19 protein-coding genes are annotated in these 20,391 nt (G+C 62.7%); 9 read left to right on the top strand and 10 right to left on the bottom strand.

Annotation, left to right across the window (positions count from 1 at the left end):
* The first annotated feature begins 67 nt into the window (after positions 1-67).
* The 3 genes from AC1TPF_RS18850 to AC1TPF_RS18840 all read left to right on the top strand — a co-directional run bounded on the left by AC1TPF_RS18850 (position 68) and on the right by AC1TPF_RS18840 (position 3,065).
* Positions 68-1,021 carry a helix-turn-helix domain-containing protein gene (locus AC1TPF_RS18850; protein ID WP_482139496.1) on the top strand — a complete coding sequence of 318 codons (954 nt, stop codon included), beginning with the start codon at positions 68-70 and terminating at the stop codon, positions 1,019-1,021.
* Entirely contained in the window at positions 1,018-1,944 is a 927-nt protein-coding gene (locus tag AC1TPF_RS18845; RefSeq protein ID WP_482144959.1) for a helix-turn-helix domain-containing protein, read from the top strand. Before AC1TPF_RS18850 ends, AC1TPF_RS18845 begins: the two co-directional genes overlap by 4 nt.
* A gap of 89 nt (positions 1,945-2,033) precedes the next feature.
* Complete coding sequence (locus tag AC1TPF_RS18840) at positions 2,034-3,065, top strand: oxygenase MpaB family protein (RefSeq protein WP_482144958.1); 1,032 nt, start codon at positions 2,034-2,036, stop codon at positions 3,063-3,065.
* A 27-nt stretch (positions 3,066-3,092) separates the two neighbouring features.
* Here the strand turns inward: AC1TPF_RS18840 and AC1TPF_RS18835 are convergent, their stop codons facing one another.
* From AC1TPF_RS18835 to AC1TPF_RS18825, 3 genes are all read right to left on the bottom strand, one after another.
* Positions 3,093-4,304 carry an alpha/beta hydrolase family protein gene (locus AC1TPF_RS18835; RefSeq protein ID WP_482144957.1) on the bottom strand — a complete coding sequence of 404 codons (1,212 nt, stop codon included), beginning with the start codon at positions 4,302-4,304 and terminating at the stop codon, positions 3,093-3,095.
* Positions 4,301-5,392: a homogentisate 1,2-dioxygenase gene (locus AC1TPF_RS18830; protein ID WP_482144956.1), complete on the bottom strand. Its 1,092-nt coding sequence runs from the start codon at positions 5,390-5,392 to the stop codon at positions 4,301-4,303. The genes AC1TPF_RS18835 and AC1TPF_RS18830 overlap by 4 nt, the downstream gene beginning before the upstream one ends.
* A gap of 64 nt (positions 5,393-5,456) precedes the next feature.
* Positions 5,457-6,809: a hydroxysqualene dehydroxylase gene (locus tag AC1TPF_RS18825; protein WP_482144955.1), complete on the bottom strand. Its 1,353-nt coding sequence runs from the start codon at positions 6,807-6,809 to the stop codon at positions 5,457-5,459.
* Positions 6,810-7,019: 210 nt separating this feature from the next.
* Between AC1TPF_RS18825 and AC1TPF_RS18820 the strand changes: the two genes are divergently transcribed.
* From AC1TPF_RS18820 to AC1TPF_RS18805, 4 genes are all read left to right on the top strand, one after another.
* On the top strand, positions 7,020-7,574 hold the full coding sequence (locus AC1TPF_RS18820) for a hypothetical protein (RefSeq protein WP_482144954.1): 555 nt from the start codon (positions 7,020-7,022) through the stop codon (positions 7,572-7,574).
* Positions 7,575-7,759: 185 nt separating this feature from the next.
* On the top strand, positions 7,760-8,368 hold the full coding sequence (locus tag AC1TPF_RS18815; RefSeq protein ID WP_482144953.1) for a DUF6611 family protein: 609 nt from the start codon (positions 7,760-7,762) through the stop codon (positions 8,366-8,368).
* A 29-nt stretch (positions 8,369-8,397) separates the two neighbouring features.
* Positions 8,398-9,426, top strand: coding sequence for a magnesium/cobalt transporter CorA (gene corA, locus AC1TPF_RS18810; protein WP_482144952.1), 1,029 nt, complete (start codon positions 8,398-8,400; stop codon positions 9,424-9,426).
* 170 nt (positions 9,427-9,596) lie between these two features.
* On the top strand, positions 9,597-10,433 hold the full coding sequence (locus AC1TPF_RS18805) for an alpha/beta hydrolase (RefSeq protein ID WP_482144951.1): 837 nt from the start codon (positions 9,597-9,599) through the stop codon (positions 10,431-10,433).
* A 13-nt stretch (positions 10,434-10,446) separates the two neighbouring features.
* Here AC1TPF_RS18805 and malQ read toward each other — a convergent pair whose 3' ends face one another.
* Both malQ and AC1TPF_RS18795 read right to left on the bottom strand, forming a co-directional pair.
* Positions 10,447-12,573, bottom strand: coding sequence for a 4-alpha-glucanotransferase (gene malQ / locus AC1TPF_RS18800; protein WP_482145146.1), 2,127 nt, complete (start codon positions 12,571-12,573; stop codon positions 10,447-10,449).
* Between the two features lie 37 nt (positions 12,574-12,610).
* Entirely contained in the window at positions 12,611-13,012 is a 402-nt protein-coding gene (locus AC1TPF_RS18795; protein WP_482139486.1) for a VOC family protein, read from the bottom strand.
* 101 nt (positions 13,013-13,113) lie between these two features.
* On the opposite strand from AC1TPF_RS18795, the gene AC1TPF_RS18790 reads away from it, so the two are divergent.
* Both AC1TPF_RS18790 and AC1TPF_RS18785 read left to right on the top strand, forming a co-directional pair.
* Entirely contained in the window at positions 13,114-14,277 is a 1,164-nt protein-coding gene (locus AC1TPF_RS18790; RefSeq protein ID WP_482144950.1) for a MalY/PatB family protein, read from the top strand.
* 153 nt (positions 14,278-14,430) lie between these two features.
* A complete protein-coding gene (locus AC1TPF_RS18785; RefSeq protein WP_482139484.1) occupies positions 14,431-14,598 on the top strand; it encodes a hypothetical protein in 168 nt (55 codons plus the stop codon).
* A gap of 30 nt (positions 14,599-14,628) precedes the next feature.
* Here the strand turns inward: AC1TPF_RS18785 and AC1TPF_RS18780 are convergent, their stop codons facing one another.
* The 5 genes from AC1TPF_RS18780 to AC1TPF_RS18760 all read right to left on the bottom strand — a co-directional run bounded on the left by AC1TPF_RS18780 (position 14,629) and on the right by AC1TPF_RS18760 (position 20,244).
* Positions 14,629-16,746 carry a xanthine dehydrogenase family protein molybdopterin-binding subunit gene (locus tag AC1TPF_RS18780; RefSeq protein ID WP_482144949.1) on the bottom strand — a complete coding sequence of 706 codons (2,118 nt, stop codon included), beginning with the start codon at positions 16,744-16,746 and terminating at the stop codon, positions 14,629-14,631.
* Entirely contained in the window at positions 16,743-17,741 is a 999-nt protein-coding gene (locus AC1TPF_RS18775; RefSeq protein WP_482144948.1) for an FAD binding domain-containing protein, read from the bottom strand. The genes AC1TPF_RS18780 and AC1TPF_RS18775 overlap by 4 nt, the downstream gene beginning before the upstream one ends.
* Positions 17,738-18,313 (bottom strand): (2Fe-2S)-binding protein, encoded by a 576-nt coding sequence (locus AC1TPF_RS18770; RefSeq protein ID WP_482144947.1) that lies wholly within the window; start codon positions 18,311-18,313, stop codon positions 17,738-17,740. The genes AC1TPF_RS18775 and AC1TPF_RS18770 overlap by 4 nt, the downstream gene beginning before the upstream one ends.
* A gap of 79 nt (positions 18,314-18,392) precedes the next feature.
* Positions 18,393-19,733 carry a phosphatase PAP2 family protein gene (locus AC1TPF_RS18765; RefSeq protein ID WP_482144946.1) on the bottom strand — a complete coding sequence of 447 codons (1,341 nt, stop codon included), beginning with the start codon at positions 19,731-19,733 and terminating at the stop codon, positions 18,393-18,395.
* A gap of 91 nt (positions 19,734-19,824) precedes the next feature.
* Positions 19,825-20,244: a PaaI family thioesterase gene (locus AC1TPF_RS18760; protein WP_482139927.1), complete on the bottom strand. Its 420-nt coding sequence runs from the start codon at positions 20,242-20,244 to the stop codon at positions 19,825-19,827.
* Positions 20,245-20,391: the final 147 nt, after the last annotated feature.

Raw genomic sequence — 20,391 nt, 5'->3', positions numbered from 1 at the left:
TCGGTTCTTCGAGGTGGTGCCCGTGGTCTTCGACAGTGTCGACCGAGCGAGGTGAAGCATGCCGGTCATGTTTCATTCTTCCCAACTTCCTGTGCACGAGCGAGCAGATGCCCTGAAGTCGATTTTTCTCGATCAGAGTTGGCCCCAGGATGTCGCCATCGGGGATCCGGCTGCCGCCGATGCGGTCCTCGAGATGGCTGAGATCGGACGGACCAGTATCTTCCAGGCGCACATCACCGGAATCACGTTGAGCCGCAAGCCGAAACAGATCCGGACCGGACCTTCGGAGGTGTTGGCACTGGCCCGGCAACGACGGAGCATCGGTCGGCACGATCAGTTCGATGTGCAGCGCGACGTACATCCCGGCGAGTTGATGCTCATGGACATGAACGCGCCCTACTCGTTCGGCTGGGACGGCCCCGGCGCATCGCAGGCCCTGTACGTGCCCGTCGATCAACTCGGACTCCCGCGCGAAGTGACTGTGTCGGCTGCCTCCCGCCTACCAGCCAGCCCGCTGTACGCGCTGGTGAGCTCGCATATCGCCGAACTGTCCGCGACTGGTGACGCGCTCACGGCCACCCCTGCCGCACCGGACATCGACGAGTCCATGATCGAACTGACCCGCGCAATGCTTGCCTCGGCCTACAACGCGGACTACGCACGCGGAATGATGGCCGAGGTGCTGTTGCCCCGCATCCGTGGGTATATTCGTCAGCACCTTTCGGAAGCATCGCTGTCGCCGGACAGGATCGCTCGGGCCCATGACATCTCCACCCGAAAACTGTTCCGGCTCTGCGAGGATGCCGACTTCAGCCTCGAGCAGTGGATCATCACCAGCCGCCTCAAAGGCAGCCACGGCGAACTCGCGCGCCCGGAGACCCAAGACGTCCCGGTCGCCACCATCGCTCGGCGCTGGGGCTTCACCAATCCTTCCTACTTCGCGCGACGCTTCCGGGAAATGTACGGGCTCACTCCGCGCGCATGGCGGGATATTGCCGCCTACGAGAACACAACCCGATGACACACTCGGGCGAGGCGATGAATGCGGTTCGCGGTGGTGTCGCCCCGCACCTGGTGGTGTCGGAAACTCATCACGGTCGTGGGAGCAGATCCGTCAACCGTTGGGTCTTGGGCGACGGGGTCTGGCTCATAAACCTCCGATATCACGGGTTGGCGGTGTCCTGCCCACGCAGCAAACGCAGTGATCCGGATACGCGCGTACTCACCGTTGCCGTGCTGGACCCGGGTAACTGGACTCTGGTCAGAGACGGAATGCGCACCGGAGAGCAGTGCGGGCGTCCGACACTTGTGGCATTCGATCAGTCGAGCACCTTCGACTTCCGAGGCCACGGGCATGGGTCCGCGATCGCGGTCCACATCACCCACGCCCGGTTGACACTCTCCATCGAGACCGTGCGCCGCGGTCTCGACAACCTCCACCGCGGCCTCCCCCTGTACCCCCTTGCGCTGGACCATCTACTACAACTCGGAAGTCTCGCGGACGACAATCCGCACATGCTTGTGGCGTTGAACATGTCCACGGTCGGCGTCGTTCGATCACTGCTGATCAGCGCGGCAGACACTGCCCGATCCGTCAGCGCTGCCGATGACCTGATCAACAGAATCGAACGCCATATCGAAAGCCATCTCGGTCACCCGGATCTCAGCGCCGACACCATTGCCGCCGCTCACAACATCTCCGTGCGCCAGCTTTACAAGAATTGGCCGGAGGAGCACGGCACCCTGGCCGGTTACATCGCCTCGCAGCGCCTCGCACAAGCCCGGTCGTCACTGCTCACTCACCAGCACCTGACCATCGCTGCAATCGCGCGGAAACACGGATTCACCCACCCGACCCACTTCACCCAATTGTTCAGGGCGACGTACGGCGTCACACCTTCCGGGTGGCGCCGCCGCAACCAGCCATTGTCCAGACAACGCTGATCCGTCGTCGCACCTGCCGGCCATTGAGATCACCGGCGGCGGGCAGCGATCCTTGACACGCCAATGAGACAAATCTACACTTTCGTCTCATGACTGAATTGCCGACCGTTCCTGCGGACGGGGCTGGGGATGAGGCAACCAGTGCCGACGCGACGGTTGCGCGAGCCGGCGACTACGCGCCTCTCGGCCCGGACTCGTTGACCTGGCAGATCTGGGGTACCTGGACGGGTATGTTCACCGGACTGTGGGCCGGTTCGATGCAGAACATGCATCCCAAGTTGGGCGCTGCGGTCTGGGAACACTCCGACTTCTTCGGCGAACGCTGGCAGCGGTTGATGCGATCGCTCTATCCGATCAGCGGAGTGGTGTTCGACGGCGGCACGCAGACCGGCCGCGAGGTCCGCGACTATCACCGAGACATCAAGGGCCACATGGATGATGGCGGCCGCTATCACGCCCTCGATCCCGATGTCTTCTATTGGGCGCACGCCACCTTCTGGTACGGCAACATCCGTTTGTGCGAGCGCTTCGGACCGTGGCTGACGGAAGACCAGAAACGGCAACTCTTTGAGGAGTCCAAGGCCTGGTACGCCATGTACGGCGTCTCGATGCGCCCGGTTCCCGATACCTACGAGGACTTTCTCGAGTACTGGGACCACATGTGCCGCAACGAACTCCGCGATCATCCTGCGGTTCGCACGGTGCTCGACATCGGCCAGTTGCCGCCTCCCCCATTTCTCCGGTTCATTCCGACCGCCTTCTGGGAGCGTTTCATCGCGCCGGGCAATCAGCGGTTCTTCATGTGGATGACCACCGGTTTCTATGACGCGCCGATCCGCGAGATGTTGGGACTGGAGTGGTCTGCCCGGGATGAGAAGTTGTTCACGCTCTTCGGCAAGGGCGTGAATCTGGTGATGCACCGACTTCTTCCCCAGCGGATACGGCGTCATCCGCGCCCACGCGATGCGTGGGACCGGGTCAATGGGCGGGTGGCGAAAGACGCACCTCTGGTGGAGACACCGGAACGCAACCTGCCGTCAGGTGCAGAACGCGACAACCCCATGCACTACTGCCCTGTTCACGCTGCCCGGCGCGCGACCTATCCCCTGCGCATCGACTGATTGTCCGGACTGCGCCCAGGCCCGGCCTCACCGGGCGTGTCCGGATTGTGTTGCAACAGTAGGTGATTCTGCCAGGTGGTCTGCCCATCCGTGCTCGCTCAGCCACGTCGTGATCCGTCCGACGGCGTCTGCCAGGTGGGCCTTCATATTCGGGCCCGAGTAGTAGTGCGTCGCGCCCCGGACTTCATAGATTTCGGCGTCGGTGTTCACAAACGCATCGTGGATGCGCCGCGTGTGGCTGGGGGTGCAGGCATCGTCGGCGGTGTTCCCGATGACCAGGACCGGCACTGTCACCGACGGCGCGCAGGCCACCGCATCGGCGTTGGCGTCATCCAGGCTCCACTGCGACAGCCAGCTCCGCAATGTGCAGAATCGCGCCAGGCCAACAGGACTCATGTTCACGACCTTCGGGTCACCGAGGTAGCAGACCCCTGGATCGCGATCATTCGGGTCTACAGTCGGATCAAGCCAGCGCGGGTCGGCCATCGTGCCGTGGACTACAAATGAAAACTCGTCCACCTCGCGGCCGGCCTCTCGCAATTGCGTCAGTTTCGCTTTGACCCACTGGGTGATTCGGCGATTCCGGGCCTCCTGTGCCGCGCGATAGCTGGCCAAGAATTCTGGACTGTATGGCGGCTGATTCGGATTCGATGGGTTGTACAGGTCGAGTTCGGGATCTCGGGCCGACGGATCATGCTCGTCCAGGATGGACGCGTCGATCCACTCGGTGAGGGTCTGGTGGCGGGAAACGTGGGCGGCAAGCAACATCAGGCCATCTGCCGGCGGCATGGTCAGCGTCGTGAGGTCCGGTCCGTCGCCCGACGGTGATGCCGTCACGGTGGGATGTTCGGCCTGGGCCTGATAGAACGTCGACAGCGATCCGCCGCCACTCCACCCGGCGAGCACGATATTCCGATAGCCGAGAACGTCTTTGGCGTGCCGCACACATGCGGCCAGGTCTTCGGTGACCTTCTCCATCAACAAGGCCGTATCGTTGCCGCGGTACCGGCTGTTGCAATAGATCACATGGTGACCCGCACGGGCGAGAGCATTGATCATGGGCAGGTAGGCCCCGCCGCCAATCGGGTGCATGAAAACCAGGACGGTATCGGCATCGGAGTCGTCGCGGAGCAGATGCCCTTCCAGTGCGACGTTCTCGCCGGTGCCCCCGTAGATGTCCCGCGCGAGAGAGGTTTCGGGAAAGACGACCAGGAACGGGGTGCGACTGTATGTGCTCATGGGTGTTCCTTGCTGATTCGCCTAATGTCGGCGTTGACGGTGAGCGGACGATGTACGTCAATGGACATGACAGACCAGTTGACCCGGTCGTACTCGTCAGACTTTCGGCGTGCCCGCGCCCGGGCCGCCTCGGGTGGTCCGTGGTGGATACCTTGGGGCGCATGCGAAATGAGCCCGGGAGGCATGGGAATCCCGAACAGATCGCCGCTGTGGAAGAGTGCCACCTCGTCGTAGTCGGCGTTGCGGTGATACCACGGAAGTCGTTCGGTTCCGGGGCGTGACTCGGCAGGACGCGGCAGGAAGTTGAGGACCGCAACGCCTTCCGACTGCAGGAATATCTGGGCGGTGGCAGGCAGATGCACGCCCTCCGACATGATCGGGTTGTAGTCGCGAATGTTGAACTTGAAGGGAAAGTAGTCGCCCTTCCAGCCTTCGACGTCGCACGGGTTGTGGTCGTACTCGAGCTCGCCGGTGGCGTCTTGTCGCACCAAGCGGATGCGCCAGGTGGGTCCACCATCGGTCAAGACCTCGGGGTCGGGCACAAAGGCCATCGTCGGATCGAACGGATGGTGCCGCCCGAGGACGCCGGGGGCAGGAACCCGGAACTCCTCCACCGATTCCACGATGAGTATCGCGTGTTCGCCGGGCTCCGGGACTTGCCTGTAGGTCACTGCCTTGGGCAGCAGCACCCAGTCACCCGGTTCATAGGGAATCTGGCCGAACTCGGTCTGGAAGACGCCGGTACCGCGATGCACGAACATCAACTCGTCGCCGCCCACGTTGCGTGTGAAGTAGGGCATGGTGGCGCTGCGCCGACTCAACAGAAAGCGGACATCCGGATTGGAGAACAGAAGCAGCGGTGCACCTTCGGCGTCGACGAGGTCGGTGGGTTCGAGATCGTCGACCATCAGATCTGTTGGTGCGATGGTTCCCGTCGCCCGATATCGAGTGGGGTCATTGCGGCGATAGAGTTGAGCCTGCCTGCCTACGAAGCCGTATCGCCCGAGTTCGTCGTCTTTGAGACCGTCGAGGTCCCGGTGGACGTGATCGGGGGTTGTTCCCTTGCGGAACTGGACAAAAGACTCCATCTGCCGAACTTCCTTTGCAGTTGCGGGTGAATCGCCCCGTCGAACGAGGCCGCGATGAGATCGATCAGGCCGGCCCGTTCGCGTATTCCAAGATGACCTCGACCGCGCGCGCCGCACTCTGACAGGCGCCTTCCATGGTGGTCGTCCAGTCGGTACGGGTCCAGTCCCCTGCCAGTGCCAGACCACGAACCGTGGTCCGCTGGTCGGGTCGGATGCCGGAGGTGCCGGGGCGCTGCGCGAACGTGGATTTCGGCATGCGCACCACGTGGCTGTGGATCACTTCCGCATCGGCGGCGTCGGGGTAGTACCGACGCAGCATCTCCATCTGGATGGCGGTGATCTCGGCATTGGACTTCTGGGTGAGGTCGTATGCCGCCGAGACCGTCGTCGAATAGAAATGGTTGCGTGCCGGGTCGCGAGCGTGCATCTGCTGGCGATCCCAGACCTGCTCGAGAACTCCCTCTCCGCCGTACAGGATCTCGCCCCAGTCGGTCATCCCGATCGGACGATCGAGGTACAGGTTGACGCTCACGATCGGCACCGGTGTCAAGTGTTCGATCGCCGCGTAGATCTGCTCGTGACCCGGTACTTGATCGAGTAGGCCCTTCACATTCCACACCGGAACTGCGCAGATGACGGCGTCCGCGGTGATCCGCTCGCCGTCGTTGAGGATGACGCCGGTAACCCTGTCGTCGACCACATCAACCGACGCGACAATCGCCCGGTTCCGCACCTCGACACCGTTGTTGGCGAAGACCTTGTGAGCGCCATCGATGAACAGGGTGTCGAGGTCGACAGTCGGGTACCCGATCGAGATGGGTGTCTTGGTCTGGCGGGCCTGCCGGATCCCGGTGACCAGCAGATCGGCCGGTACCTTCGCCGAGGAGATGGCGGGTTTGTCTCCGGTCAGCCCGATCACGATCCCGTCCCACAGGGCGTCACGTGCCGACTGGGGCATACCGATCCGCCGGAACCACTCGTCGACGGTGATGTCGTCGAGCCACATGGGTTGGCGTAGCGCCTGGCGGATCAGGGTGACCTGCGCGCGTGCAGTTCGCAGCCGGTCCAAACCGGTGACTCCCGGAAGGTCGCCGATCGCGATCCGTAATCCGGCGATACCTCCGAATGCCGAACGCCGGGTTCCACCGCCGGGCATCCGGACGGTCATATGCCCGGGGAAGCAGACGTTCTCGCGCGTGCCGACGCTGTCGAGGTATCGCATGAGATGGACATACCCGCTTGCGAAGACATGCTGCCCGTTGTCGGGGACATCGTCGACGACATCCAAGGGCATGGCGATCGTCCGACCACCGAGCGACCCCCGCCGTTCCAGCAGTGTGACCCGATGTCCCGCCTCCGAAAGCCATACCGCCGATGCCAATCCGGCCAATCCCCCACCAATGACCACGCAATGCATGGACAGAGCGTAACCGTCAGCATTGACCTAAAGGCGCGATTCAAACAGTCGAGTGCTCGGGGATCGAAATCGAGAGTGCGCCAGGCGAGGACGCGTAGATTCCCTGAGTGCGTTCGTTTAAATAACGTCAAATTTCGGTGATGCCCCGTGACGGCTCCGATGCTGCGGCGTAATCGTTGAACATGACCAATTCTTGTCAGGTTCGCCGCCATGGTTGATTCAGCACCCCTGGCTCTCATCGAAATAGCCGCTGCGGTGATCATCAATTCCGACCGCAGCGCCGTCAGCGCGATGGGTTCCGGGCCGATCGCATATTTCGGTCGTGACGACAGCCTCAAGCGTGCTTCGGAACGCTTCACCCCGGCCTGTCGGAAATACACCGCCGGGCACCCAGACCACGGCATACCCGGTGTCGTTGTTGTCGATGTGGATCTCGTCGCAGCGTCGAGAGTTGTCTTCGGCATCGACTGGCCGCGCCGCGGATCGGGGTCGATCGAACGCGCGGTGGTCAACACTGTCATGCAATGGACTCTTGAGTTCGGTGTGGAACGTGTCCTCATCGCCAGCCTCAAGCGCGACACCGTCAGTACTGATCGCCCATTCCATCAATGGGTCAGTTCCCTGTCCAAAGGTATTTGGTACGACCATGCGCTCAATGATCTGCCGGCTCCCTCCATTGCCTCAATACTGCTGCCCGCCACCATCAAACCAAGCAGTGCTGCCGAAATGATCAATGATTGGAGGAGTGGCTCACGTGCGGACTGAACGAATCGAGATCGTGCTCTTGCCGGTCCGTCAATCGGTCGAATCTGCTTGGCCATAACCGAACTCGCCGCAGAAGGGCACGAACGGGTGACTGTGTGCGAATTCCGTCAAGATCGATTCGTTGAGCGTCAAAAGTACGTCAGGATCGCAGCTCAGCTGCCGGGAGCAGGAGTACAGATGTGGTTATGAGTGAAGGTTCACGGGGAACAGACAGGCGCGACCGCTCCGCCGTCGACCATCCATCGCCGCTGGACGTTCTGGGACGGGCGCAGAGTTCCGGTCCCGACTGGTGGTCCCGGTTGTGGGAGGGTTCGCAACTGTGGGGGTCGTGCGAGCACAGTTACCTGCGCTACGGGATGTGGCGGGTTCGGATCACCATGTATCCCCCAGGCGCATCATCTGCTGATCGCAGGCGTATCCGGGTCTGGCGGGGATGGTCGATGTGGAGCGTCACCTCGTGGTTGCTGGGAACCGTCGTGTTGCAGTCGTGCGGGGTTTCGGCTGTGATGGCGCTGGTCGTGTCCAGTGTGGTTGCGGTACTGATCGGGCTCGCGTGCAGGCAATGCGTGGGGTCGCTGCGTCATCAGGTAAAGACTGTTGCTGTGTTGACGATGTCAGGGTGCACTGATCAAGCTGTTCTCGATCGGCGCGACAGACTGGTTCGTATGGCGGAAACCATGATCGTCGCGGATCGCACGCTGAAGGACGGAATCATCGATCCTGTTGAGCATGAGCTTGTCTGGCAGCGCATATATGACGAGATCGGCTTGTTGCAAGGGCCCCTGGTGAAGTGACTGCCCGGTGATCCCGGCAGACGGACGAAATGAGTTTGGGTGTGGCGATCATCGACAACGCCGTCTACGTTGACGGCAAAAGAACTGCAAACCCCGAGAGCCTCGATATCACCTATGACGTGATGCGGGAACGTCACGGTATGTCCTGGATCGGCTTGTATCGACCGGACCGCAACGAAATAGACTCGGTGGCAGAAGAATTCGATCTGCATCACCTGGCCGTCGACGATGCGATCGCCGCGCACCAACGACCAAAACTCGAAGGCTATGGAGAGCAGCTGTTCGTGGTGCTTCGGCCGGCGCGCTACGTCGGTCGCGCGAAGAGAGTCGAGTTCGGTGAGGTCCACGTCTTCATCGGCCCGGACTTCGTGATCACTGTCCGCCATGCGGAGTCCCCGGATCTCGCCAGGGTGCGGATGCGACTGGAATCGACGCCGGAGCTGTTGTGCCTGGGCACCGAAGCTGTCCTTTACGCGATCATCGATCAGGTTGTCGATGAATACCAGCCGGTTATAGCCGGATTACAGGCCGACATCGACGAGATCGAAGACCAACTGTTCACCGGCCAACCGGAGGTCGCCCGCCGGATCTATGACCTGTCCCGGGAGGTGATGGAGTTCCAGCGGGCGACCGTTCCGCTGGTGACCATGATCGAAGCGCTCCGCGAAGGCTCTGAGGATTCCGACGTCGATATCGAACTGCGTCGCAGACTTCGTGATGTTCTGGACCACACCCTGCGCATCACTGACCGTGCCGAATCCTTCCGCACCACCCTGCAGAACGCACTGTCGGTCCACGCCAGCCTCGTGACACAACAGCAGAACGAAGAGATTCGCGCGATGACGCAGGTCAGCATCGAGCAGAACGAGCAGGTCAAGCGCATCTCGTCATGGGGTGCGATCCTGTTTGCGCCAACCCTCATCGCCGGGATCTACGGCATGAACTTCGAAGCGATGCCCGAGCTGGCCTGGGCCGGCGGCTATCCCATGGCCGTGGTGTTGATGGTGGCGGCGTCGGTGGCCTTGTACGTGGTCTTCCGGCGACAGAAGTGGCTCTGACGCCCAACGGTATTTTTGTTGCCGAACGATGAATCATGCGCTCTCAGAACAGAACTGTGCACGGTTCGGCCGGTTGACATCCGCGACCGACCAGTACCTTTCTGACAGATCGGGCACATCGGCCGACTCGACGCCACGTGCGGCGGCTGTTTCGAGAAAGGACCCACTCCATGACCAGTTCTGCAGCAACCCCGGACACGATCGTGTTGATTCACGGCCTCTGGATGACCCCACGCAGTTGGGAAGGATGGGTGACGCACTACGAGGCCCTGGGCTACAAGGTGTTGACACCGGCATACCCGGGTTTCGAGATCGAAGTCGAGGCGCTACGGGAAACCCCCGACGTCATCGCCAACCTCACCGTTCCCGAAACAGTGGATCACCTCGCGGCGGTGATCGAGTCGGTTTCCACACCGCCGATACTCATCGGTCATTCGTTTGGCGGAACGCTCACCCAGCTACTGGTGGCCCGTGGTCTGGGATCCGCAGCGGTGGTGGTGGATTCCGCACCCACCGAAGGTGTCCGGGTCAACCCGCCATCCCAGGTCAAGTCTCTGTTTCCTATCCTCAAGAACCCGGCGAACCGACACAAGGCGGCCGGCTTCACCCCGAAAGAATTTCACTACGCTTTCACCAACACACTGTCGGCCGAGGAGTCTGCGAAGGTGTACGACCGCTATCACATTGCCGCACCGGGTAATTGGGTATGGGCATACGGTCTGATCGCCAACTTCAAACCCGGACACCAGGAAACGTGGGTCGACTACAGCAACGACAACCGCGCGCCGCTGCTGTTCATCGCGGGCGGAGCCGACCACATCATGCCCGCATCGGTGAACAAATCCAACGCGAAGCACTATCACAAGTCGTCGGCACTGACAGACTTCTACGAGTTCGAGGGTCGATCACATTGGACGTGTGCCGAGCCCGGATGGGAAGCGGTTGCCGACTACGCGCTCGAATGGGCCCTCAAGAATGCCGCCGCTCCCCCCGCGGCCACCGCGTAGAGCCGCCGGCGGGCTATCGGCCGAGCGCACGCACCAACCGGACAAGGCGCTTGTTGTCGGCCAGATCCTCGACCAGGACCGGGTTCCCGTCACCATCGGCCAGCGGGATCGACCAGTTGGAATATTGGCTTTCGTCAGTACCCGGCTGGTTCTGGATCCGGCGTTCACCCACCGCGTCGACGAGTGCCACGCCGAGGAGTATGGACGGACTGCGCGCGATCAACGCATGCAGTCCGTCCACCACGGCCTCTGTATCGGCGTCGTCGGTGATCAGTCCCCTGTCGCGGGCCATCTCGATGATGGCGTCCCGATCGCGGGCATCAATCGCACGTTCGGTCGCCTCGTCCTGTTCGAGGAGTCCGAGTTCAGCGCGTAGCCGAATGTGCTCGCCCGCCAGGTATCCCGCCGTCGGCGGTAGGTCGTGGGTGTTGACCGAGGTCAGACACAACCGGCGGTATGACTCTGGCGGGATCGGCGCATGGTCGCCGTGTTCGAACCACAGGATCGATGTCCCCAAAATGCCACGCGCGCTGAGGTAGTCCTGCACAAACGGCTCGAACACCCCGAGGTCTTCACCGATGACCACCGCACCCGCGCGCTGCGCTTCGAGTACCAATATCCCGATCAGCGCCTCATGATCGAAACGCACATAGGTGCCTGCGGCCGGTGATGCACCTGCCGGGATCCACCAGAGCCGAAACAGCCCGAGGATGTGATCGATCCGTAAACCTCCGGCGCGACGCAGCACGGTCCGGAGCATGTCCCGATACGGAAGGTAACCTTGTTCGGCCAGACGCCAAGGATGCCAGGGTGGCTGATTCCATAGTTGCCCTTGCTGATTGAAGGCATCCGGTGGTGCGCCCACCGATACACCGGTGGCCAGCGCGTCGCCCAGGGTCCATGCGTCCGCACCGCCCTGCTGCACGCCAACCGCGAGATCGTGGATGATGCCGATCTCCATACCGGCATCGAGCGCAACCTGTTGTGCAGTGGCCAATTGCTCGTCACAGATCCATTGCAGCCAGCTGTAGAACGCAATTCGATCGGCGAACTTGAGCCGAAGATGCGCCACACCCTCGGGGTCGCGCAGCGATTTACGCCATTTCGGGCTGGCTGCGCCGTATTTCTCGATCAGCGCACACCACGTTGCGAACTCGAGCAGGCCCTGGCCTTCCTCGGCGAGATACTTCTCGAGTTGCCCACGGCGACGTGGACTGAGCGGCACTTTGAAGACGGATTCGAGGATCTGCAGTTTGGCCCGGTAGATGGAATTTCGTCGGATCCGGTGGGGATCTGTATTGAGCTTCGCGAGTTTTGCGGCATAGGTCCGCATCTCGTGATGTGCCTCATCTGACAACTGCGAGGCTTCCGGAATGTCTTCTACGCGAATGTAGATGGGATTGACAAAGCGCCTGGTGGTCGGAAGGTACGGAGACCTTTCCATCGGCGGCTTCGGCTCGGCAGCGTGCAATGGATTGATCAGGACGTAGTCGGCGCCGTGGACCGATCCGGCGATATGCGCGATATCGGCGAGATCGGACAGATCACCGATACCCCACGATCGACGGGATCGCACCGAATACAGTTGCGCCGCAAGACCCCACCGTCGGTCATGTAAAAGCCTGTCGGCGGTCGTCAGACGTTGCGGTGTGACCACGAGCGTGCACTGCGCGACCGGAAGCTCGTCCGGGTCATGTTCGACGCCGATAGCAGCATGCAGCGTGTGCCAACCGGTCGGTAACTCCGACGGGATGGCGAAGGTGGCCTGACCGACGAGCTGCCCGTCGATTTCCCTGGGGTCGACCCAGATGTTGATTTGCCGGACATCGATCCGGGCTCCGTCCTCGGTCTGTATCCAGACCCGCACAGCGTCACCGTGCGGCACATGGACCCCGATGGTGGCGTCGGAACCTGCGGTCACCACCATCACCGGAGGCAGTGTGCGTCGCCACGGACCGAGCTCGAGATCGGTCAGTGCCTGATCGATCTCGTCCACCGACCCCGCCGGGACGCCGAGCGCTTCGAGTATGTGTTGCAAGGTCTCGGTGGAGACGTTGCGGCGGGTTTTGTCCCAACCCTCATAGAATGTGGCGACGCCGCAGCGTTCGGCCAGATCTCTCAGCTGCTCGACGTAGCCCACGATCTTGATGCTGCCAGGTTCTGCCAGGTCGCGCTCATCAAGCAACCTGCGGTTGGTCCGGTGTTCGCAGATCCTTACGCAAGGGGTGGTCTGCCGGTACCTGCACCACGATGATCGTTGTGCCGTCGGGGTCCGCGATGTGCATCTCGATCAGGCCCCAGGGTTCGGTCCTGGCCTCGCGCACGATCTGAACGCCGCGCCCGGCCAACTCGGCCTGGGTGGCGGACAGATCGCGCACCTGTAGCCACAGCACGGTCGTGCTGGGCGTTGCGCCTTCCGAAAGATGCGCGGCGACCTCGATCAGGGTGCCGCCCGCAAAGAACACTGTGCCGCCCGGATACTCCCGAGAGATCGCAAGTCCCAGCTGATCTCGATAAAACGCCAATGTCGTGTCGGGGTCGGCCGGGCGCAAGATGATTCGGCCACTGAGAACGTCCATGTGTCTTGTCTACCGGACGAGACGTTGAACCCCGGACGGGGCCGGTGATGACGCGCCCGTCGGTGCGGTGGACCGGAGGGGCGATGCGGTACACCAGAGGGATGAGCGAACATGTCGAGTCCGAGCGGGTGCCGGACCTCTTGGTTGATCCGCTGTCGGTACTGAGGATGCGGCGCAGCACCAAGTGGTCGTTCTATCCCGACGACGTGGTGCCACTCCCGATCGCCGAGATGGACTTTGCGCTGGCCGATCCGATCGCGGACGTTCTGCGGGAAGCGATCGATCGTTCCGACACCGGGTACGCCTCACCGGTTCCCGAGCTGGGTGAATCACTCTCGGACTTCGCGGCGGCGCGATGGCACTGGGACATCGACCCCGCTCAGGTCACGCCGGTACTCGATGTCGGAGTCGGTGTGGTCGAGGTTCTGCGGATGCTGTCCTCGGGTGGTGGGACGGTCGTCATCAGCCCGCCCGTGTATCCGCCGTTCTACCACTGGGTCGATGAGATCGACGGACGACTCAGGGAAGTGCCGTTGGCCCGCACCGATCACGGCTGGCGATTGGATCTGCCGGCTCTCGAACGGGCGTTCGCCGACCGACCGGCGGCCTACGTGCTGTGTAATCCGCACAATCCGGTGGGCCGGGTCCACGACTCCGAAGAGCTTGCGACTCTTGTCCAGCTGGCCAAGAGATACGGCGTCACCCTGGTCAGTGACGAGATCCACGCGCCGCTGATCCTGCCCGGGCGCGAGTTCACGCCCATTCTGACGATTCCGGGTGCGGCGGAGGTCGCACTGAGTGTGGTCTCGGCAAGCAAGGCCTGGAACCTGGCCGGTCTCAAGTGCGCCACCGTGGTGACGGCCAGTGCGCCCATGGCAGATCTGGTGCAGCGGTTTCCCGCGGACACGCGATGGCGGATCGGGCACCTCGGAGTGATCGCGTCGGTCGCCGCCTACCAGAACGGGGCGCACTGGCTCGATCAATTGATCGCAACCCTCGATCGTCGTCGCGAACAGATAGATCGTTTCGTCCGCGGTACGCCCGGGGTCAACTGGTTTCTCCCGGAGGCCACCTACCTGGCCTGGCTCGACTGCTCGGGACTCGGGCTCGACGACCCGCAGGGGCACTTTCTCGAGCGGGGCAAGGTCGCGGTGGAACCCGGGCTGAGTTTCGGAAGTCCTGGGCAACAGCATGTCCGATTGAACTTCGGCACGAGTGCCGAAATTCTCGACGAGGCCTTCACTCGGATCCGGACCTGTCTCTGAATCCGCCTGACACTCGTCGGGACGGCCTCGTCGTCGGGTGTGCGGGTAAGTGGTACTGATGGAGGTGGAGCGCATGAGATGCAGAATCTCGTCCCTGCGCTCCGGTCGAAACCGGAAGGCACAAAAGTGCCGCTGATGCATAGGAGTTCGACTGTGGGACAGCCGATACCAGCCCCTGAACCGCCCAAGCCCGGTCCCGGCACCGAGCCTCCGATGCCGCCGATGCCCGATCCGGAGCCGCCGGTACCCACACCCGATCCGGTCCCCAGCCCGCCCGGACCCGACCCGGCGACCCCGATGCCGGGACCGAAGGTGATCTAGTGCCGGGTCAAGGCGTGAACTGACCTGTCGTCACCCCCGCAGTGACGGGTCGATGAGCAATTGGAGTTTGTCGGCCCGCACCGGGAGATCTCTGATGCGAACACCCGTCGCATGGAAGACAGCGTTGACGATCGCAGCTGATGAACCGACGTTTCCGATCTCGCCGATCCCCTTGCTGCCCATCGGATTGAGATCGTCGTCCTCCTCGTCGATCCACACCGCCTCGATGTCGCGGACATCGGCGTGCGAAGGCACGTGATAGTCGGCCATGTTCTCGTTGCCGAACCCGCCGTACACGGTGTCGGGTATGCCCTCTTCCATCAAGGCCATGCCCAGACCGAAGGTCATACCTCCGAGCAGCTGGGAGCGGGCCAGTTGTGGGTTCAGAACCCGCCCGACCGCGAACACCCCGAGCATCTTCTCCACAGCCACCTCGCCGGTGTCGACGTCCACCGAGACACGAGCGAAGTGAGCACCGAATGCCTCCCGCGGCATTGTCTGACGAGCTTGGACGTCGTCGCTGGTGTCGGCGACCACCTCCAGCGACTCCTGCGGTACGCCGACCTGGTGAATGCGATATCGCAGCTCGCGGCAGGCCTTGTGGACGGCAGAACCCCACGACGATGTTCCAGATGAACCCCCTGCGCCCGGTGCGGTTGGGAGTGCACTGTCGCCGAGGTGGAGACGAACTCCGTCAAAGGGCACTTCAAGCGCGTCGGCCGCAATCTGCGTGAGCACGGTACGGGCGCCGGTTCCGATATCCGACGCGGCCACAGAAACGTCGAAAGAGCCGTCCGGTCGGGCGCATGCGCGAGCACTACTGGGCGAGGTGAGTGCGGGATAGGAGGCGAGCGCGACTCCGGTGCCGATGAGCTTTCGGCCCATCAGGGTTGCGGCAGGCAGACGGTTTCGATCGGCCCACCCGAACCGCTCTGCACCGACCCTCAGTGCGCGTACGACATTGCGTGAGCTGAACGGCACCCCGGTTGCCGGGTCCACTTCCGGCTCGTTCTTGATTCTCAACTCGATCGGGTCGATGCCGAGTTCGTAGGCCAGCTCGTCCATGGCGCACTCCAGTGCGTGGACCCCGGGGCACTCCCCCGGTGCCCGCATCCATCGGGGGGTGGACACATCCAGCGCTGCCACCCGGTGGCTGGTTTGGCCGTGGTCAGACCTATAGATGTGTCTGGTTCCTTCGGCGGTCTGTTCGACGAACTCCATGATCCTGGATGTTTGCTGAACGGTGTCATGACAGACCGCTGTGAGGCGACCATCGGTATCAGAGGCCAACGCCACCCGGGAAAATGTCGGTGTCCGGTATCCGACAAATCGAAATGTGGCCGACCGGGGCAGCACAACCCGCACGGTTTGCTGCACGTGCAACGCGGCCATTGCGGCCAGGACCGCATTGGGCCTGGTGCTCCCCTTACCTCCGAAGCCGCCGCCGACGTGCTCAGCAATCACCCGAACGTTGTCGGGTTCGGTTCCGAAAAGTGTTGCCAGATCCTTTGCAACACCTGAAGGTGCCTGGGTTGAATCCCAGATCGTCAGCGTTGTCTTGTCGCCCATCTGCTGCCATCGAGCGATGCTGGCATGGGGCTCCATCGGGTTGTTGTGCATCGCCGGTGTCGAATACCAGTGGTCGACAACATGATCCGCGGTGGCGAGTTCGGAGTCCGGTTCTCCGCGAACCGAACCGGCGGGAAAGCCGCCGTTGACCTCATCCGGCTCATAGAGATCTGGGTGGTCGGCGCGCAGGATGTTGTCGAACTCGGCGGTCTCCTCGTAGTCGATAACGAGCGCGTCGGCAGCAGCTTTCGCGGACTCGGCCGATGTAGCGATCACCGCGGCAACGATCTGGCCGCGATAGTGGACGTCCGCGGACTGCAGGACGTGCAGTTCAGCGTCGTCGATGCTGTGCAGCCGCGGTGCGTTCTGGTGCCACAACACTCCGATGACTCCTGGGTGTCGCAGCGCCGTGTCGACGTCGACCGAGAGCACCCGTCCGACCCTGATCTGCGCGCCGACGTGAGCACAGTGTGCGACTGTGATGCCGTCCGGGCCCGGACGGTCAGCGGTGTACTGAGCGATACCGCGGACCTTGTCGGAACCGTCGACCCGATCGTGTCCGACTCCCAGTGCCGTCATTGCGATACTTCCTCGGTAGGTGTCAGGTCGACAAGTACTTGTGCCGCCAGCGACGTGAGCATCGGAACCTTGAACGCGTTGTCTGCCAATGGTTCTGCTGCCGCAAGCTCGATCCCCATCGCGGTGACGTATTCAGAGCGGACTGCAGGCCTGCCGATCAGGGCGTGCTCGGCAATCCGGGCACGCCACGGCTTGTGGGCGACGCCTCCGAAGGCGATACGTGCCGACACGACATGGCCGTCCGCCACCTCGAGGACGGCGGCCACGGAGACAAGCGCGAAGGCAAAGGAAGCACGGTCCCGAACCTTCCGGTACGTCGAGTTGCGCGCCGCCGTCAACGGCGGCAACCGCACCGACAGCACCAGGTCATCGCGTCCCAGAGTGTTGTCCATTTCAGGATGTTCACCGGGTAACCGATAGAAGTCGTCGAAGGCGATCTCCCGCCGACCTGCCGGACCGATCACATCGAGTTGAGGGTCGAGTACCGCCATCGCGACCGCCATGTCGGAAGGATGAGTTGCCACGCAATCCGGCGAGGCGCCGAGTATGGCCATCTCGCGGTTGATCCCCGCAAGGGCGGAACACCCTGATCCGGGTTCGCGCTTGTTGCACGCTTTGTTCGTATCCATGAAGTAGGTACATCGCGTGCGCTGAAAGAGGTTTCCGGCGGTGGTGGCCATATTTCGGAGCTGTCCCGAAGCGCCGTCGAGGAGAGCTCTGGACAGTACCGGATAGCGCTCGCGGACAAGTGGATTCGCGGCCAGCTCGCTGTTCCGCGCTGTGGCGCCGATATGTAGATGTCCCCGATCGTCGAGTTCGACGGTGTCGAGAGGTAGCGCTGTCACGTCGATGAGCGTCGCGGGTGAGCTCACGTCCAGCTTCATCAGATCGACGAGATTGGTACCACCGGCGATCAATTGCGCATCAGGATCGGCGCCGAGTTGTTTTACAGCCGAATCCACGCTTGTGGCCATCACGTACTCGAAGGTCTTCACGAGACCGTCCTGGGCTCATGAACCTCGCCGGCGACCCTGCGGACAGCGGCCAGAATATTCACATAGGCGCCACAGCGACAGATATTGCCGCTCAACCGTTCTCGGATCTCGTCGTCCTGTAGCTCGAGATCCTTCGCGGTGAGATCTCCGGTGGCCGCACTCGGCCAGCCGTTCTTGACCTCGTCCAACATCCCCACAGCCGAACAGATCTGACCCGGCGTACAGTAGCCGCACTGGAGGGCGTCGCAATCGACGAATGCCCGCTGCAGTTCCCCGCCGGTAGACGTTTCCGAAATGCCCTCGATAGTGGTGATCCGGTGGCCCTGCGCAGCGACGGCGAACACCAGGCAACTGACCACCCGCCGATCGTCGAGCAAGACGGTACACGCGCCGCACTGCCCGCGATCGCAACCCTTTTTGGTGCCGGGTGCTCCGGCACGATCCCGCAGGGCGTCGAGCAACGTGGTCCGTGGGTCGCAATTGATGGGTACTTCGGAGCCATTGATCGACAGGGTGATGCCAACGTCAGCCCCCTCGGATCGAACGAAGTCTGTTGGGGGCTGATCATCCATGCGTTCGACGTACCCGCGGTGGACACACCGCAAACCAACACCGCACCGCCCCGCCACTCAGATGTGGCCCGCCGGGGTGTCAGCGATAAACCGTGAGGGCGCGAGGTTCGACATTCAACACGATGTGGTCCACGGGATCCTCGACCTCACCGTCGTGTGCGACGAGGATGGGGCCTGACCGGGAACGGACGTCGATTCGATCCGACTGCACCGAACGAAGTACCCGGCTCCGCTCGACGGTGCCGAAGAGGGATGCGATCACGGCGATTGTCCGGCCGAAGCGCTTGTCGGCACGGAGATACTGCAGGTCCAGAACCCCGTCGGCGAGATCGGAACGGGTCCCCGGGTTCAGGCCACGTGGCCAGTAGACGCCGTTGCCGACAAAGACGGCCCAGACCGGATGTTCTTCGCCGTTGATGTCGAGCCGGATCGGCTTTGTGCCCTTCAGTGCCCGATACAGCGAGTAGGCCGCGGCCGGCCATTTGCCGATCTTGTGCTCCAAGCGTTCTCTGAGTCGAACCATGCCGGGGTAGCCGCCCAAACCGGCGGTATTGAGGAAGAGCGTCCCGTTGACCCGTCCGATGTCGACTGTCCCGACCGATCCGGCGGCAACGGCCGCAGCGGTATCGGCGTAGGTTTCCAGGCCCAGTGCGCGAGCGAAGTGGTTGAGTGTCCCGGCCGGGAAGACAGCCAAAGGAAGATCGCGGTCGATGGCCAGCTGGGCAACCGTGGCAACGGTGCCATCGCCCCCGGCAACGGCCAATGCCCGGGCATCGGACGGGACCTGTTCGGACAGTGGGTTGTCGGGATCCCACTCAACGATATGAGCTGCTGGGAGAACTCCGAGGATGCGTTCCTTCGCGCCTTCGGAACTGCCGGCTTTGGAGTTGATCACAACAGTAAGACCGTCTCCGTCGGGCAGCGCCGGCGCCACACCCGGAGCAGTCCGGGCCGGGCCCGCCGGTGCAGCGGGCCACAGGTGGTGTCCGGCCAGCGCCACTCCGGCCCCGACCGCTGCGCCCGCAAGGACATCGCTGCGGTAGTGGACACCGAGATAGACCCGCGAGTAGGCAACCGCCGTGGCCAGCGGCGCCAAGACGATCAGGGTCCTCGGGCGCTCCAGGGCTGCGCCAACGGCAAAGGCCGCCGCGGAAGCGCTGTGTCCACTCGGGAACGACGAGGTCCATGGCATCTTGCGAAGTGCAGGCGGGAGCAGCGGATCAACCGGTGGGCGGCCGCGACTGAACATTGGCTTGAGGACCGCATTGGACAGCAGACTCGCTCCGGCCAGCGAACCGATCCCGCGTAAACCCGCACGCCGATAACGTTTTCCGCTGCAGGCGAGAACGCCTGCAACGGCGAACCACAGTTTGCCGTGATTTGCCGACAACGTCAGATATCGGAAGGTTGGCTCGACCACACCTGGTCCTTGCCCGACGGTAGATCTGCTGCTTCGTCTCACCTGTGCAGTCTAGGTAGCGCGACCGGACCAGCGCGGCAACACTGCCCGATCAGCTGTGGATGATGCAGGTGGTAGTGCCATGGGCAATCAGCTTGCCTGCTTCGTCGTAGATCTGTCCTTCTGCGGTCGCCGTACGCCGCCCGGTGTGGATCACCTTGCCGTGACCGATGATTCGGCGTCCATCGGTCGGAACCGAACGAATGTAGTTGACCTTGAGTTCCAGGGTTCCGTAGCCGACACCCGGCGCCAGTGTGGTGTGCACGGCACAGGCCATCACGGAGTCGAGGAGAGTGGCACAGATACCACCGTGCAGTGATCCGATCGGATTGGTCATATCCGGCCGGGCCCGCAAACTGAACTGCACGACGCCTTCTTCCAGACTGTCGATCTCCATGCCCACCAATTGCGAGATGTTCGGTGGCTGGTCAGGGAGCGAGGTCAGGAAGCGAAGGACCTCGAGGCCGTTCATCTCCTCGAGGCGCGGTGCTGCCGTGTCGGGCGATGCAGAGCCGGACGATGCGGTGTCTGACGGTGCGGTTTGGGCGGTCACGGGCAACCCCTCCTGATATGTTGTAGACCGATCGGTCCATGAGGTCGAAGCGTAGCATCACCGATG

The organism is Williamsia sp. Y853, from assembly GCF_056786495.1.
The sequence above is the reverse complement of the archived record's forward strand: the minus strand, read 5'-3'. Positions and strand labels throughout refer to the sequence as shown.

Coding starts and splice junctions, on each gene's coding strand:
- AC1TPF_RS18850 (WP_482139496.1), top strand. CDS start 68: ATGTTTCATTCTTCCCAACTTCCTGTGCACGAGCGAGCAGATGCCCTG.
- AC1TPF_RS18845 (WP_482144959.1), top strand. CDS start 1,018: ATGACACACTCGGGCGAGGCGATGAATGCGGTTCGCGGTGGTGTCGCC.
- AC1TPF_RS18840 (WP_482144958.1), top strand. CDS start 2,034: ATGACTGAATTGCCGACCGTTCCTGCGGACGGGGCTGGGGATGAGGCA.
- AC1TPF_RS18835 (WP_482144957.1), bottom strand. CDS start 4,304: ATGAGCACATACAGTCGCACCCCGTTCCTGGTCGTCTTTCCCGAAACC.
- AC1TPF_RS18830 (WP_482144956.1), bottom strand. CDS start 5,392: ATGGAGTCTTTTGTCCAGTTCCGCAAGGGAACAACCCCCGATCACGTC.
- AC1TPF_RS18825 (WP_482144955.1), bottom strand. CDS start 6,809: ATGCATTGCGTGGTCATTGGTGGGGGATTGGCCGGATTGGCATCGGCG.
- AC1TPF_RS18820 (WP_482144954.1), top strand. CDS start 7,020: ATGGTTGATTCAGCACCCCTGGCTCTCATCGAAATAGCCGCTGCGGTG.
- AC1TPF_RS18815 (WP_482144953.1), top strand. CDS start 7,760: ATGAGTGAAGGTTCACGGGGAACAGACAGGCGCGACCGCTCCGCCGTC.
- corA (WP_482144952.1), top strand. CDS start 8,398: ATGAGTTTGGGTGTGGCGATCATCGACAACGCCGTCTACGTTGACGGC.
- AC1TPF_RS18805 (WP_482144951.1), top strand. CDS start 9,597: ATGACCAGTTCTGCAGCAACCCCGGACACGATCGTGTTGATTCACGGC.
- AC1TPF_RS18795 (WP_482139486.1), bottom strand. CDS start 13,012: ATGGACGTTCTCAGTGGCCGAATCATCTTGCGCCCGGCCGACCCCGAC.
- AC1TPF_RS18790 (WP_482144950.1), top strand. CDS start 13,114: ATGAGCGAACATGTCGAGTCCGAGCGGGTGCCGGACCTCTTGGTTGAT.
- AC1TPF_RS18780 (WP_482144949.1), bottom strand. CDS start 16,746: ATGACGGCACTGGGAGTCGGACACGATCGGGTCGACGGTTCCGACAAG.
- AC1TPF_RS18770 (WP_482144947.1), bottom strand. CDS start 18,313: ATGGATGATCAGCCCCCAACAGACTTCGTTCGATCCGAGGGGGCTGAC.
- AC1TPF_RS18760 (WP_482139927.1), bottom strand. CDS start 20,244: ATGAACGGCCTCGAGGTCCTTCGCTTCCTGACCTCGCTCCCTGACCAG.